This window comes from Streptomonospora arabica, assembly GCF_039531585.1.
Lineage (GTDB): Bacteria > Actinomycetota > Actinomycetes > Streptosporangiales > Streptosporangiaceae > Streptomonospora > Streptomonospora halophila.
This window is the reverse complement of sequence record NZ_BAAAQI010000018.1, coordinates 96,744-113,268: the sequence shown is the minus strand read 5'-3', so window position 1 is coordinate 113,268 and position 16,525 is coordinate 96,744. Positions and strand designations below refer to the sequence as shown.

Below are 16,525 nucleotides of genomic sequence, written 5' to 3'. Positions count from 1 at the left end.
CGCAACACCGACCAGCACAACAACACCGACCAGCACAACGACCCCCCGACCAACTACGGCGAAAAGCACGCCGCCAACACCGTCACCCCTCCGCCCACAGCCGTCGAGATCACCGCCGACGGGCCCATCGCGCAACCCGCCGCCAACTCACGCGACGTCTTCACCACCGACCCGACCACCGACGACGACCTCACCACCGACTTCAACACCGCCCTCAGCACACCCGACGACACGTCCGCGCAGGCCACCACCGACGCCCCACCGCTCGCCTTCGCCCCACCACCCCCCGCCACCGGCCCCAGCCCATCCGGCCCCACCGGCACAGGCCCAACCGCCACCACCGCCGCCGGCGGCACCGGCAACAGCGGAAGCGGCAACACCACCCCCGGCGCCAACACCGGCGCCGGCAACACCCGCAGCGCCCCCGCTGCCAGCACCGCCGACACCGCCAACCCACCGGCCACCGGCACCCCCACCCAGAGCACGGCCACCCGAACCACCGGCGACACCAGCGCGCCGTCCACCTCCTCCAGGTCGCAACACCCCCAGACCAGCGGCGGCGAAACCACCCGCACCGCCCACCACACGCCCCACTCCACCGAGTCGACCGACCGCCCGTTCCCGCAGCCCTCGGTCCCGGAGGACGACACGACCTCCGCAGACGGCCCGCCTTCCGATCACGACGCCGACGACCGGGCTCCCTCCGCCCAGCCACCGCCCATCCAGGTGGACGCCGGCGAACAGGCGAAGCCCCCGAATTTCTCCGGCGTCCTCAATCCCAAGCCTGACTACAGCGATCCGTCAGCTCTCCCCGGCTTCCCGGGTACCGAGCAGCCTCCGGTCACGGTCTTCACGATGGGGTTCGACTCCGATTCGGACAGCGAGACCTCGTCGGAGGACCCTGACGACCGCGGTGAGGTGCTGCGCGGCGACGAGGACATCCGAAACTTCGTGCCACCGCGGCGACCGTGGGCGGCCCACCCGCAGGATCAGCTCCCCGGCAGCGGCCCCGCGAACGCGACCCGCATCATGGACGACGGCGCGGCGGACCAGTGGGCTCGGTACTACCTCGGCGTGGCCGTCACCCCCGACGGCGCCCCGCCGCAGGAAGGCACCCCTTACACCCTGCACCTTTCCTCGGAGCAGGCCCACGCCATCAGCGAGTTCACCGGCGCCGCCTACTCGATGGTCACCGACGGCCTGGTGCACGGGGATGTCGGGACCTACGACCGCGACGAGTTCCTGTCCCTGGTCACCAACATGGACGGCGGTCTGGACCGGGCCTTCGTGCCTGCACCGGTCATCGTGCACCACGGAGCCGGAGCCGCGATGCGTGAGGCGTTGGGCATCGACACCTCCGACCCGAGCACCCTCCACAACCTCGTGGGCACCGTCGCTCCGATCGGGAGCTACGTCTCAACCTCGTTCGGGTCCCGCGCGGCGTTCGAGGCTCCCGTATACCTCACGATGCGCGTGCCGCTGGGCTACACGGCCGCCTATGTCGCCCCGGTGTCGCATGCTCCCTCCGAGCGCGAGGTCATGCTGCACCGCGGAAGCGAGCTCTTGTTCCACTCCGCCTACACCGCGCCCGGTCAGCGGACCCCTGACGGCCCGGTGGAGGACCTGTGGTTCGTTGAGGCCGAGGTCGTGCCCACGGGATGGCGGCCCCCGCCGGGCTGGCGCCCCTCCCCCTCCTACACCGCCCACCACGGCTACCAGCCCGCGGCACCGGTTCCGGCCGAGACGCCGGTCGCAAGCGGAGGCTACGACGGCGGGCAGGGCGACCAGGGCGCTCGCCCGAGTGGGCAGTACGGCGGCGCGGATTCCGGCGGGTTCGGGCCCGGCAGCACAGGTCAGAGCGCGCCCCAGGACAACCGGGGCCCCGGGTACTACAGCGGTGGGCACTACCGAACCTACGGTGAATCCCCCGAGGCGAGCGCGCAACCGCAGGAAGTGCAGGGCGACTCACCGCAGGACGGTTCCGGCTCCGGCCGCAATCCCCGCACCCGCGCCGACAGCGACGGCCCCGTGCATGAGACGGACGCCCCCAAGCGGGAAACCGCCGCACCGGACGACATCACCGACGAGTTCGGCGGCCTCTACGACGACGCCCCCGCCACCGCGCCCCGACCCACTCAGACTCCCGATCCCGACAACCCCTGGGCCGGGAACCCCCCGACCACTCCCGACCTCACCAATCTGATCGACCCCAAGGCGAGCAAGGACCGGCCCCGCACGGTCGAAGCGTTCATCGCCGACCTCACCGACACCCGCCCCACCCTCAACGACCTCTTCCCCCCAACGGGCGACGACGCCTCCACCGACACCGACGTGACCGTCTTCGTGCAGTGGCGCGACCGCATCCGCCGCATACGCGACACCATGCGCGGCGAAAGCCACCGAGACAACCGCGGCCAGGAGACCGCCCCTCCCCAGATCGACGCCGACACCCCCGACCAGAACCGGGTCGAGGACCGTCGGCAGGAGGAAGCCGGTGCCTCTACCACCCCCCACCCGGACGAGGACCCGCCCCCCTATCCCGGCCGCGAGGAGGCGCCCCGCCACGAGCAGGCGCCGGCCGAACCCGAGATCATCGGCCCCATCACCCAAACCGGCGCCATCATCGGACCCGGCGACGAAGACGCCTACATCGCCGCCCACGCCAACGAAGCCGGCCTCACCCAAACCGACCTCGACCACACCCCCAACCCAAGCCAAGAACAGAACCTCCCCGCCTACCCCGGCCGCCAACAGCCACCCCACACCGACCAGCCCCCGGCCCAACCCGAGATCATCGGCCCCATCACCCAAACCGGCGCCATCATCGGACCCGACGACGAAGACGCCTACATCGCCGCCCACGCCAACGAAGCCGGCCTCACCCAAACCGACCTCGACCACACCCCCAACCCAAGCCAGGAGCAAAATCCCCCCTCCTACCCCGGCCGCGGCCCCGATATCCCCCCGGAAGCACCGCCCGCCTACACCGAGACCGCCCGCCCCGACTTCAACAGCGAACCGGCGAGTTTCGGCCTGCTCTCCACCCCGGAGGAAAGCGGCGACGCGTTCGCTTCCCTGAACGCACTCGCCGACCTCGATATCGGCGACGCACAGCGACACGTCGGACAGAACTCCGGCCCCCGACCCTTCGAAAGCGCCGCTCGCCGGATGGAGCAGGCACACCAGCGGCATTTCGACGGCGCCCGCACATTCACGGATTCGGCCGAGGCATCGCACTACGGAAACACCGTATGGAGCACCGGCCCCCACCCACCCGCGGGTCCGGCGCGCAGCCCGCTGCGCACCTATGCCTTCTCCCCGCAGCGCTTCAACATCCTCCTGCGGGACAACGGTCCCTGGACCGACGAGACCCGCGCCGTCATCACCGGTCTCGACCAGGAGCTGAACCGCACTCCGGTCCCCGAAGACATCGTCGTCACCACCCACGCCCCCTCCGCGACTCTGCGCGAAGCCCAGGAAGGCGGCTCCGACTACCGCAACAACACCTACACATGGGGACTGCTCAGCGGCCCCGAAAGCCGGGACCCCTCGCTGGGAGTCGTCCACCTTCGGGTCCCGGAGGGAACCCCGGCCGCGTGGATCCCGACCGCATCGCCGACCAACTCCGACGGCCTCCTGCTTCCGCGCGGCCTCACCTACCGCATCCATGAAGCCGTGTTCTCCGGCCGCCGATGGCACTTCTTCGCCGAGGTGGTCGCGGCCGACTCCCCAGGGGCGGCCCGCGAGCACCAGTCGGATTCCTCCCGCCGCCCCGACAACGACGACTCTCCCGCCGGAGGCGGCAACACCCGGCCAAACGGCGTCTCGCGCCCCGACGGCGCCGGCCATGACCACACCACGGCCGACAACTCACCGCACAACAACGCCCCCCACCAGGGCGTGCAGCCAACACCCGGCGCTTCCGGCCGCGGAGCAGCGGATCCGGCCGAGGTTTTCGCCCGGCCGGAGGACGCCATCGACGACTTCGGCGGCCTCTACGACGACGCCCCCGCGTCCGCTGAGAAGGAGGGCGGCGCCCCCCGGGACTCCGCGCCGGACCCGGACCCCGCGGCCGTCCGACCGGCGTACGGGGCCCCCACCTTCGCTGAGGCCCTCGCTGAACTCCTGTCCAGCCCGGACTTCTCCCTGACGAACCTGCTCGCCGACATCAACCGGATCGCCGAGCTGACGTCCGCCCCCTACGAGCCGGTCGACAAGACGCTGCCTGCCGTCCCGCCCGCCCTTCCCCCGCAGGCGCCGCTCGCCGAGATCGCCACCACCGACACCCCCGCATACCAGCCGCCCGTCCGGCGCGGCTACGACCCGCTCTACGACGACCCCGACGAGGCCCCCGGCCCGGATTCCGACACCGTCGACCAGCAGCAGGCCACCGCCGACACCCCCCGGCCCGACGGCGTCCCGGACCGCGACACCGCACCCGCCGACCTCGCACCGCCGCCCGGCACGGTCTCGACGGCATCGTCGGGGCAGGGCGGCCAAACCTCCGGCGCCGCCGGCCGGGCCGGCGACCCCGGTCCCGCAGGCCGTCCGACCGACACCGCCGTCACCGCTACGGCTCCCGGAGCCTCCAGCGACACCGCCGCCGACCCCGCCCACGTCCCGCTGCCCCCCTCCGGAGCCCCCTCGGTGCACTCCGCCCCGCCTGCCGGGCAGGACACCGGCGACAACAGGTCGGACCGCACCACGCGCTCGGCTCCCTCCACCCTGCCCACGGGACGCACCGAGCCACCCGCCGTCCAACAGACCGACCCCGACGACACTTCAGACGGCGAGGAGTCGGAAACCCCCGCCGACCCCGCCCACGTCCCGCTACCCGCCTCCGACACCTCCTCCACGCACTCCGCACCACCCGCCGACCCGCCCACTCCGGACACGCCCGTCCGCGAGGCGGACCTCGGCTACCTGCTGACCTCGAACATGTTCCGCCCGAACCTCATCGAGACCGGCGATGTGGACCGGCAGCTGGTCCAGCGGCTGGCGCAAGGCAACATCGGCGACCACGGAATGCGCCGGGCGTTCGGCGACGCCGTTCGCCGCCAGGCCCAGGACGACGTGCGGCCGTTCTTCCGGCCCGGCGGGTTCTCCACCCGGGTGCAGGGTCCGGGCGGCACCTGGGGCGCCAAGGTGCGCGTCAACCCCAGCGGCACCTACCGGCTCGGCAACCATCCCGCGCCACCCCCCGCGTCCTCGGACTCCCGCGCGCCGCGGGCCGACCGCGCATCCCGCCCTCGGGTCACCTCTGCGGCGGGCGCGGCGGTCAGCCGGGGCGCGGGCGGCAGCCACGGCGGTAACAAGAGCTTCTCCCTAGGCATCCTGATCACGCCCTTCTACATCGCGCCCGCCGAAGTGGGCAGCTTCGGCTGGCGCGGCAGCTTCCGCGCCACGTTCTCCTACCGGGCCCGCTCGACGGGGCACTCCACGAGCACGTCCAGCGGTTCCAGCACCATCGTGGAGGTCAAGGGCGAACCGCACGTCTACGGCGCCGACCTGGACATGGACATCGAGCTGGTCCCACCCCGGCAGCCGGGCCACGATGCTCCCGACCCGATCACCGACCGCAGCAGGCTGCACGTGGACCTCAGTGTGCCCGGCGGCATCGCCCGCAACGAGCACGAGGCCCCGCAGGAGATCACCCTGCGCGACCCGCTGATGCGCAACCAGTTCGGCGGCCGGACCGGAGGCCGGTTCCCCGGTCCCGGCTCCCGCCGCATCGGGCAGAGCCACCCGATCGACGCTGGCGAGGTCGTCCGCGTCCCGCAGCCGGGCGAGCGCGACCAGGACGCGAAGGTGCGGCTCGCCGACTTCGTCTTCGACACGCTGATGGCCGAGGACTACCCGCGGCGCATCACCCGGTCCGTGCCGAAGCTCGACGAGCGGCTCACCCGGCTGCGGGAGGAGTACCGGCAGACCATCCGCACGATGTTCTCGCCGGAGAACCTGCCGGAGACCCTCAGCGCGATGACCAATGACGCGCTGCGTCCGGTGTTCAAGGACGCCAAGGGCAAGCCGCGGGCCGTGGAGATCCGGTCCTTCCCTACGCGCTACCGGCTCCTGCCCTCGCCCCCCAAGCTCAACGACATCAGCACGATGACCGGTTCGGCCAAGAGCGCCGCCACGACGAAGTCGCAGACCTCGACCGCCAAGGTGTCGGTCGGCTCCGGGCTGGACATCACGCCCAGCCTCACTGACATCGTCGCGGGCCGGATCGCGCCGCTCTACGCCGACGTGACCGGGGGCAGAAGCTGGACCGCGGGTGGCGGCAAGGCCACCACCGGCTCGGTCACCCCCATGTTCTGGGGCGCACCGGGCAGCGGCGCCTACGACGTCGAGCGCAACTTCCACCTCCGCTTCTACGAGGACGGCGCCGACCACCTGTTCACCGGGAGCACCGTCGAACTCCTCACCTTCGAGGACGCCAAGCTGATCGCGCAGTCCTCGACGGACCAGCAGGGCCTGCGGACACGGCCCGGCGACGGGCGCGCCACCACCGTTGAGCCGGGCCGCCGCCCTCCGTTCGCCAACCTCGCGCTGGACCAGCCGACCAACCTGAGCTGGACCATGCCCGTCTCCTTCGCCTGGAGCGGCGGCGAGGTGTTCCACCCGACGCCGACCCCGCGGCCAGCGGGAACCGCGGCCCCGACCCCCGAAGAGCTGGAGATGCTGGGGCGGACGGTCACCGACTGGATCACCCAGAACCTGCTGAACGAGATCTCCCGGCACCGGCCCGGACTGGTGGTCACCGACCTGTCGAGGAGCCGCGGCGACTTCGCCGCCCGGCCGGGCAACCAGGACAAGGGCTACCGCGAACTCTCGCCGCGGGAGAAGCCGCCGCTGCGGCGCTCCTTCGACGTCGCCCTGGAGAACACGCTCAAGGTCGCTCAGGAGATCTCGGACGCGACGCTCAAGGGCGGGCACGTGGACCTGCCGCACTACGGACTGCCGGTCGTACTGCGGGACACGGCGATCGAGCACCCGTCCACGGTCGCGGTGCGTCTGTTCGCCACCTTCGGGCCACTGCAGCACGCCGGTACCACCGAGCGCAGCACCGGGGTGGAGGTGTCGGGCGGCTCGCAGAGCAACACGAGCAAGGGCTCGTCGTGGAACTGGAGCCTGGGCGCCCGGATGTTCGGCAACGTCCGCGCGGGCGAACCCGACGCGCGGGGCACGCGGACGCCCGGAGGCGTCTTCCCGCAGATCAGAACCTCGTTGAGCCGGACCATCGGCGGTTCCCAGGGGCAGAGCGGCGACGCGACGTACACCGCGACGCTGATGTTCGACGGCGCATCGGACCTGTGGGAGTCCGACGCGATCTTCCGCGCGAACTTCTACGAGGACGACGACATCGGCCAGAGCCGCGACACGGCCCCGGTCGGATCGCGCGGAACCCCCTTCCGCCAGTTCGTACCCGCGCAGTTCGAACTGGCCACGCCCCGCCTGCCCACGGCGATCACGCTGAACGACACCGCCGGCACCGGCACCGGGCGCATCCATGACCTCGGGCAGGACGAGGCCCGCAGCCTCGTCACCGGCCGGGCTCCGCGGACCGAGGGGGACGGCCGGAGGGGGCAAGGTCAGGGGACCGGCCGCGGTGGCAGGCGGCGTATCGATCCGCCCGCGGGCGAAGTGCCCGCGGCCGGCGGAGGGCGCCGCCGGCAGCCGCCCGCGATCGAACTGCCCAGCCGCGGCGGGCAGCGCGACCGGCCGCAGGCCACCGGCCAACCGGTGGGCCGCGACGGCCGGCGCGACCGGCAGCCGAGCGTGCACGAACGCCTCCGGCGCGCCGGGGCCTTCGTGGTGGACGTCGAACTCGACTACACGCTCGGCACGGGCGACAACGCCCGCGACATCCACCTGATCGACGCCGCCGGCCGCCTGTTCTCCCGGGACGTCGCCGGCAGGCACTTCTTCGGCACCCACGAGGGCTACAGCCGCAAGATCGACCACCACAGCTCCGCGAGCGAGGGCGGCCGACTGTTCTACCCCGCCTCGTTGTCCAAGCAGAACCTCGCACCCAACATCCTCTTCGGCGTCACGACCGACGTGGACATGAGCGGCGGCTTCTGGTCGCCGAACACGCTGCGGGTGGCGATGAACACGTCCGCGCACATCGACTCGGTGGCCTTCAAGCCGGTCAAGGCCTCGGTCATCATCGAAGGCGAGACCCCGGTCGGGCTGAACACCGGCACCGTCCGCACCTGGACCTTCTCAGTCGGGGGGTCGATGCTGCCGGCCCTGGTCACCACCGCCCCGGCGGAGTCGCCGAACACGCCGATGGACTCGACCTACAACCCGACCTTCTTCAGCGGCGCCACGGGCGACCGCACCTGGACCTTGTCGTCGCGGACCGCCGGAGCCGCCGGCTCGTTCTCGGTCAAGCGGTCGTACCTGATCAAGTCCGGCTACTCCTACCTCTTCGCCGGCTCCGGCCGGATCCAGCAGGCTGTGGAGTTCCGGCCGGACTGGAGCATCGGCCCGACGAAGTCGCGCACCCCCCTGTACCACGGCTGGCAGGCCGACAAGCGCAACCTGCTCTCCGGCTTCATGCACGGTCGCGACGCCATGGCCAGCGGGCTGCTGCCGGATCTGGACGTGGTGTCCGACGGGCGGACCCGGCGCCTGTCGGAACTGGAGCGGCAGCCGCACCCGCCGGTGCGGATCCGGCCCGGCTTCCACGGTTCGGGCACCGCCTACCGGGCACCCGACCCGACGGCGGCACTGGACTCCCTCTCCGCCGGGCTGCGCGGCAACGGCTTCGAACTGACGGCCAACAGCCGCGACGACCTGCGCAACGCGCTCCAGTCCAACCTCGGCCGGCGGGCCGCCGCCCCGGCCCCCGTCCCGGTGAAGATCCGCCGCGCCGACCACTCGCTGCTGGTGGCCGACCTTCCCGCCATCGACGCCGTGGTCGACATCTCCCGCACATGGTCGGACAGGCCGCAGGCGGAGTACACCGGTGGCGAGGCGGAGTTCCGCGAGAAGTTCACCTGGTCCGTCACGCGGTCGGCCTCCGCCTCCAGCGGGCGACAGGACACCGCGGGGGTCGGCGGCTTCGGTTTCATGCCGTCCCTGCCGCGCAGCGGGGACGACGTACCGGCCGGTGAGGCGCCGGCGGGCGTGACGCCCACGACCCTCGCCCCTGCGCACTCCCACTCGGGCTCCAGCGGACACAGCCACACCTCCGACACCGCCGAGTCGCAGACCCACACGGTCGTCCTGGCGATGCCCGCGCCCTACACGAAGCTGACCGGCGAGACGGACCTGCACCTGGACCTGCACATCGAGACCAAGGCCGCACATACCGACACCCTCCAGGTCCCCGCCGGGCTGCGGCGCGACGGGATAAGGGTGACGGCGCCCGGCGGGACGGTGCAGGAGCTGTTCCCCGCCCCCTACCTGGCGTTCGGCGACCAGACGGCCGGGCCGGACGTGGAGCCCGTTCGCAACGTGCCCGAGAACGTGGGGGCGCTGGACGGGAACTCCCCGCGCGAAGCGCTGCGGAGCTGGAACGGCCACCACCCGGTGCCGCCCGAGGGGCGGGGAGCGCTGATCCTGCCCACGGCCATCGAGAACGACGGCAAGGACATCCGCGACCTCGCGCACGTGGTCTTCGCCCACTCACTGGGCTGGACGCCGGAACCGCGCCACTTCGACGCGGACGGGGACTACACGGCGGAGGCGGTGTCGGCGGCCCGGGACTTCACCACCGACAAACTGAAGCTGACCTCGCGCTTCCAGGGCATCGACCAGCACCTCGGGCCCGAAGCGCTCACCGGGCTGTACCTGGGTGCCGACAGCCCGGACGGCACGGACCTGCTGGACCTCGGCAAGAGCACGTGGGGGCTGAAGGCCGAACCCGACCTCGACAGCGGCCACATTCTGGACGTCGCCCCCACCGGGACCGTGGACGGGTTCTTGACCGACACGGAGGCGACCACCGAGACCGCGGCACACACCACGTCGCACGCCAACGCGGGAGGCCCCGCCTTCGGGGACACGAGCAGCGGCACGTTCCACCCGGAGCACACCGGCACCCAGTACACCTCACTGGAGTACAACCAGGGCGCCGGCGAGGGCGGACCGTCGTCGGTCACCACCGCGCCCGGCGCCCCGTCGCACGGCAGCAGGCTGCGGCAGGGGCCGCTGTACCTGGTCGAGTTCAACACGCAGTGGGCGGTGGCCGCGCAGTCGGGCGACAGCACGTACAGGGGCCGCACCGACGTGCGGATGGCCGCCTGGGTGCCGCAGCAGGACGCGCTGCGGCTGGGCATCATCGACCAGGCCAAGATCGACGCCTTCGACGCGCAGCGCCGGTCGCTGTCGGAGAGCCAGGAGGACCTCGCCCGCGCCGACGACGCGCTGCTGAAAGCACAGCACGACCTCACCTACGCCGCGAACGCGGTGGCCGGCGGAACGGCCCCCGAGGGCGTCGGCCACGCCGACAAGCAGGCCGACCTGCCCCTGAAGCTGCGGGAGTACGACACCAGACTGCGCAGCTGGATCGAGCAGTTGAACAACGCCCGCAGGACGCTGTTCGAGGACTCCGACTCCGAGAGCGCCGAGGGCGGCTCGTCGGGTGGCAGCTCCGACGAGTCCAGTTCCGCTTCCGGCTCCGAAGGGTCCGAATCCGGCTCCGAGAGCGCCGAGGACAGCTCGTCCGGTGACAGCTCCGCCGACTCCGATTCCGACTCAGAAAGCGGCGGGCGCCGGACTCCGGACCCGGCGACCGGGTCGGGTCGACCCAGCACGGAGTCTGGGCCCGTCCGCGCGCACGGAACCGGAGAGGAGAGCGGCCGGGCCCGGCAGTCCGGTTCCACCGGCGGCCGCGGCCGGAGCACCGGCGCAGGGACCGGTCGGGCTCCCGAACCCGGGACCGGCCGTGCACCCGGCGACCGGCGGTTCCCGCATCCGGAGGCGGAGGAGGACCCGGGCTACGAGTCGGACTCCGAGGACGACCTCTACTCGGCGACGCCGCCCCGGCGCGCCACCCCCGGCCCCGGGCAACCGCGCGTGCCCACCACCGACACCCCGGCGCAGCAGACCGGCACGACCGCACCCGAGACACCCGGCAGCACCCGCGGTCCCGAACCCGCACGGCCGCGACGCGTCGAGTCGGAGTCCGAGCCCGACTCCGAGTCCGGCGGCGAGGACGTTCCCGCGCCGAAGGACCTGGTGCCGGAGAGCAAGGCGAAGGAGCAGGCCGCCGCCGACGAGCGGGGCGGAGACAGCCCGTCACCGCAGGACCTCGCGTCCGTGTTCGCCGCGGAGCTGAACCCCCGGCAGGACCATTCGGGCGGCGGCACCGAGACCGACGGCGAGCAGACCACCGACCGCTTCGAGGCCGACCCGCCGACCGAGTCCCCCGTCATCCCACCCGCCCCGCAGTCGACCCCGGTCTCGTCACCGGAACCGACCCCGCGACCCGAAACACAGCGGCAACCGCCCGCCGACGCCCGAAGCGACAGCGAGAACACCGGCGACAGCGACGACGATGGGAAAACCCCCGCTCGCACGGAAGCCGACCACCGGGTCACCCAGGTCACCGCACCGGAGCAGCACGCCACGAGCCACCAGGCCCCGACCGGCGGCAGGCGTGCCGAGGGCGTGAACCCCACTGCCGCGCGCGATGAGCGCCCGACCGAACTCACCCCGATCCAGGTGACCGACGTGCGTTCCGAACTGAAGTCTCTCTCCGGCCGCGAGGGGATCCCGGACGAAGAGGTCCAGGCGGCATACCGGAAGTGGCTGAAACTCGGCCGCCCCATACCGAAGTCGACCCCCCTTGCCGTACATGTGGCCTACCTATACGTGACGGGCGAACTGCCGGGGTTGCGCGGAGGCGCGCTGGGGCTCGAGGGCGAACTGCACAGCATCGGCCTCCCGCTGCCGCGCGGGTACAGCTTTGACGACTTCGACGAGGTCGTGGAAGCTCGGGAGTTCTCGATCGTGCTGGACCTCGGCCACCGAGGACCGATCCTGGAAATCGTCAGCAAACCGTTCGCGGTGGTGGACGGAGATGTCGGCCGGCCCTCGGCGGAGGAGGTGCACCGGGCGGTCCAGGACGCAGTGAGCAGGCTGACATCGGCGCGGGACGGCGCCAGGTTGGAGCAGATCTTCGCCGATGACCGTTTCTACGTCGATCCGGTCGCGGGCGACTTCCCGATACGCAAGAACGGCGACGGCGACGCGGACCAGGTGTACGCGCACTACTCGGCGGGGGTCCCGCTGGCGGGCATGCCCCAGTTCATGCGATACGTCGGCGAATCGATGCGCACCGACGGGGCCAACAGCACGGCGCGGTCGCAACTGCGGGACGGAATGAGGCTAGCGCAGGGAATCAGCCGCGAGGCGGCCAACACCCACGGATTCTCGAGATTCGAACGCAAAGAACTCGAAGGTTTCCTCGCCCTCACCTACACCCAGTTCGCAGCCATTGCCGAACAGCGCTACGACGGAAGCGGCATGGCCAAGCACTTCGCCGCGCTCAACTCGCGGGTCGATCTGTGGGACGCCCGCGACTCTCTGAGCCCGCAGGTCCAGCAGTACCTCCACCAGTCATCGGTCAACCTGTCCACCCGGTTCGCGGAGAACTTCCGCAGCCGAAGGCGACGCGATACCAGGCCCGGCGTGGCACTGCTGGAGACGCGCCTTTCGGGCGGGTGGACATTGAGAAACTACCTCGACGGGGCGTTCTCGGACCATGCGACGCGGCGCGTGGGCCAGTACGAGGCGATGACCATCCGGACGACGATGGGCATGGACTACAACTACTCCCAGGGAGTCCCCATGCTCGATCCGCCCGGGCTGGTGGTGGAACTGCGGGCGCAGGGCGAATCCGAAGAGTCGCCCCACGGGCTCCAGGCGACCGCCGAGGACATCGCCGACGCAGTCAGGGACAGCTACCGGGTGGCGCAGTCCCTCAAACGGGGGGACGGCGGCAACCTCGGCTTCACGGACAACGGCGGTCCCGATGACGATCCCGGCGGCGGCCCCGGCAGTGGTCCCGGCGGCGGTCCGTCCGGCGGCTACGGCGGGGCCGCCGGTGGAAACCCCTACAGCCAGTACCCGCCGCCGAGCGGGGGCGGCTCGTACGGATTCGGGCCCTACGGCGGCCGCTACGTCGGGCAGGACTACTCCTACACCGGGCACGGCTACAACAGGGCACCGGAGCCGAGCACGCACCGCCATGATCCGTCCTCCTACCCGCACTCCTACGGCCACGGCGGTGGGAGCAGCAGCCGAGACCACCAGGACGACAACGATGCACCGGCGCCCGCACCGGCGACCGGTCAGGGCGTCTCTTCGGAGCCGCCCGCGCCCCGGCGAAGCGACGGCGGCGAGGACTCCGCGGACCGCGGGCGGTCCGGTTCGGCACGCTCCGACGCCTCAGCAAGCCCCGACCAGCGGTCGACGGCAGCCGGGAACCAGGGCGACCAGCAGCGCCCCCAGAAGGTCGGCCCGGCCGACGACCTCTTCGACACGCCGCCCCTGCAGTCGCCGAAAACACCCGAACCCGCTGACCCGAACGACCCCTGGGGCGGCAACCCGCCGAAGACGCTCGACCTCAGCGGGCTGATCGACCCCAAGAAGAACCGGAAGCACACCCGCACGATCGACGACATCATCGCCGACCTCACCTACCGCTACGGGCTCGACGACCTCGGCAACCACACATCGGAGGACGCGGTGACTCAGGTCTTCCTCGCACGCCCTCACGAGGCCGACCCGTCGCTGCAGTACGACGACGGCGGCGACACCTATGAGGGCTACGGCGAGACCGCCGATCCCGAGGATGCGCAGACGCCGTACTTCCAGGTCCAGTACTCGCAGTACCCCACCGCCGCCCAGTACTCCCAGTACCCGGCCGGCTCCGGGGCTGAGCCCGCCGCCGGCAGCGCATACGGCCATCCCGCCCAGGACCGGGCCGATGCTCCGGCACAGCATGAGGCTGAGGCCCACGCCCGCTACGGGACCGAGGCGCCCGCGCAGGCTCAGGACGAGGGCGGGGAGGAGTCGGGCGCGTGGCAGCTCTCCTATGACGGGGTCGAGGACCTCGTCGCCGCCGCGCAGACCGACGTCGTGGACAGCCATCGGTTCACCGAGGGCGGCTCCGACGGAAGCACCGAGCTCCTGCAGTTCGAAAACGGGGTGAGCGCGGTCTTCAAGGACACCGAGGACGCCACGTTCGCGGTCGACCGCGCCGACGCCGAACAACTGGCCTCGCTTGTCGGCCGGGCGATCGGCGCCAACGTGCCCGGTGTCCTGCGGATCGGCCGGTACCAGATCCTCGTGCACTACCTGCCCGGCACCTCGGGTTTCACCTACCTGGACCGCCCTCGGCCGATGCTGACCGACAGCAGGTCCGGACACATCCTCGGCCTGCTCGACGTGCTCATCGCCAACGGCGACCGCAACCCCGGCAACTGGCTCGACCAGGGCGACGGCACCGTCGCGGGCATCGACCACGGAAAGGCCTGGTTCAAGTACGAGTTCACCCCCGAGGACCCCACCGACCTGGACGGCATGGCCTTCACCGAGATCATGGGCCCCTACTACGACTTCGACCGGAACGAGTGGATCGACAACCCGCTGACCCGTGCCGACGCGCGGTGGCTGCGGTCCCGGCTCCTCCCGCTGCGCTCCGAGTTCACCAACCTGGGACGCGGCGACTGGTTCGACGAGATGATGGCGCGATTGGACATGCTGGCCGGCCACGCGTCCGGGACCGCCGACCTTGTGACGGGGAACAGCCGATGACCCGCGTGCTCTACGCCCAGGACCGCCGTACGAAGCAGATCCGGCCGATCGTGACATGGCACGACGACGGAACCTTGACCAGCGAGGACGAGCAGATGGCGAACGCGATCGCGCGGCTGCGCGACAAGCGCCGATGGTCCGGCGAGCAGATATTCGACTACTGCGCGGGCCTGTCCGACGCCTACGTACGCTACTTCGAGACATCCGGATAGCACCGGCGGCGGTGCCGTCCTGGCCTCGCCTGAAGCACCCCCTATCACCGGCAGGCAACCACGTCGGGCGCGGCCCCGGCCGCGCCGCCCCAACCCCCGATGCGAAAGAGACCATGACTCGCAGGAGTACCGGGTCGCCCCACGGTGCCGCGCCCGCGCACGGCCGACCCCGACTGCCGGCGCGGGCGAGTACCGGGTCGCCCCACGGTGCCGCGCCCGCGCACGGCCGACCCCGACTGCCGGCGCGGGCCGCATGCGCCGCCGCCGTCCTCGCCCTGGTCCTGCCCACCGCTCCGGCCGCCGCGACGCCCGGCGTTTCGCCCTCAGCGGACTCCTCGGGCGCACCCTCCTCGCCGTCCACCGATCCCCGGGCCCTGCCGCAGATCTCCGCCTTCCCGGGTACCGATGCCGAGTGCGTGCAGAGTTCGGCCACGGTCTCACGCAGGCCGTGGACCGGAGTCTCACTCGGGCTGGAGCAGGCCCGCGAACTCGACGACGGGTCCGGGACGACGGTGGCGGTCCTGGCCCCGCGCATCTCCGCAAGCCCCGAGGCCCTGTCCGACGCCGTGACCGGCACAAGCGGGGAGGATTGCAGCGGTTACGGCACCTTCCTCGCCGGGGTCGTCGGAGCGCGCCCCGTGTCCGGCAGCGGGTTCACGGGGGTCGCGCCCGCCGCCGAGATCGTCAGGATACCCGTCGGCGACCCGCAGTCCGGCGCGGTGACCGCCGGAGAGATCGCCTCCGGGATCGGTGACGCCGTCGACGCGGGCGCCGACGTGGTGCTGGTGGGCACTGCGGCGTGGGAGGGCGCCGGCGCGCTGGACGACGCGGTCACCGCGGCGGCGTCGGCGGACGCGCTGGTCGTGGCTCCCGCGTCGGTGACCCCGCAAGGCGAGACGCTGCCGGGCCATCCGGCGCAGCATCCGGAGGTGCTCAGCGTCGGCTCCTACGACCCGAAGGGCGAGCCGGTGCTCGTCTCACCGCTGCCGCTGGACGGCGGCGGTGAGACGGCGCGCACCGACGTGACCGCGCCCGGATCGCGGGTGATGGGCGTGGGCCCCGACGGCGGCCACTATGTGGGCGGCGGAGACGGAGTCGCCGCCGCGTTCGCCGCGGGGACCGCGGCTCTGGTGCGTTCCCGCGAGCCCGACCTGTCGGCCGCCGAGGTGCGGGAGAGGCTGATGGCGACGGCGCGCGGCGCCACTCTCGGCGCGAGCGGCGAGGCCGTGGGCCGCGGCCCGATCGATCCGGTGGCGGCCCTGACGAACAGCCCGGAGCGGGGAGAGCCGCCCGCGGGCGGAGGCGCCCGCTTCGTCGCCGCCCCGCCGCCGGAGGGCACCTGGGATGCTCCCGTGACGATCGCGATCGCGGGAGGCGCGGGCCTGGTCGTCGTGTTCTGCGCACTGGGCGCGGTCGTCCTGCGCAGGGGCCGCGCCCGCGCCTGGCGCCCCGCCGCGGCGGACGAGCAGATCTCGCCCGCCCCCGACGACGGCGACGACGGCTAAGTGTTGCGGGGTGGGAGGTTGTTGACGCTGACG

3 protein-coding genes are annotated in these 16,525 nt (G+C 72.1%); all 3 read left to right on the top strand.

The features are described from left to right. The coding region (locus tag ABD284_RS22030; RefSeq protein WP_344146901.1) for an ADP-ribosyltransferase at window positions 1-14,775 on the top strand (14,775 nt) is incomplete at its 5' end. Continuing rightward, window positions 14,772-14,987 carry a hypothetical protein gene (locus ABD284_RS22025; protein WP_344146898.1) on the top strand — a complete coding sequence of 72 codons (216 nt, stop codon included), beginning with the start codon at window positions 14,772-14,774 and terminating at the stop codon, window positions 14,985-14,987. The genes ABD284_RS22030 and ABD284_RS22025, both read left to right, overlap by 4 nt. A 416-nt stretch (window positions 14,988-15,403) precedes the next feature. After that, on the top strand, window positions 15,404-16,492 hold the full coding sequence (locus ABD284_RS22020; protein ID WP_344146895.1) for a S8 family serine peptidase: 1,089 nt from the start codon (window positions 15,404-15,406) through the stop codon (window positions 16,490-16,492). Window positions 16,493-16,525 lie beyond the last annotated feature (33 nt).

What these genes read in the sequence shown, in the direction of transcription:
- ABD284_RS22025 (WP_344146898.1), top strand. Translation starts at nt 14,772, where the DNA reads ATGACCCGCGTGCTCTACGCCCAGGACCGCCGTACGAAGCAGATCCGG.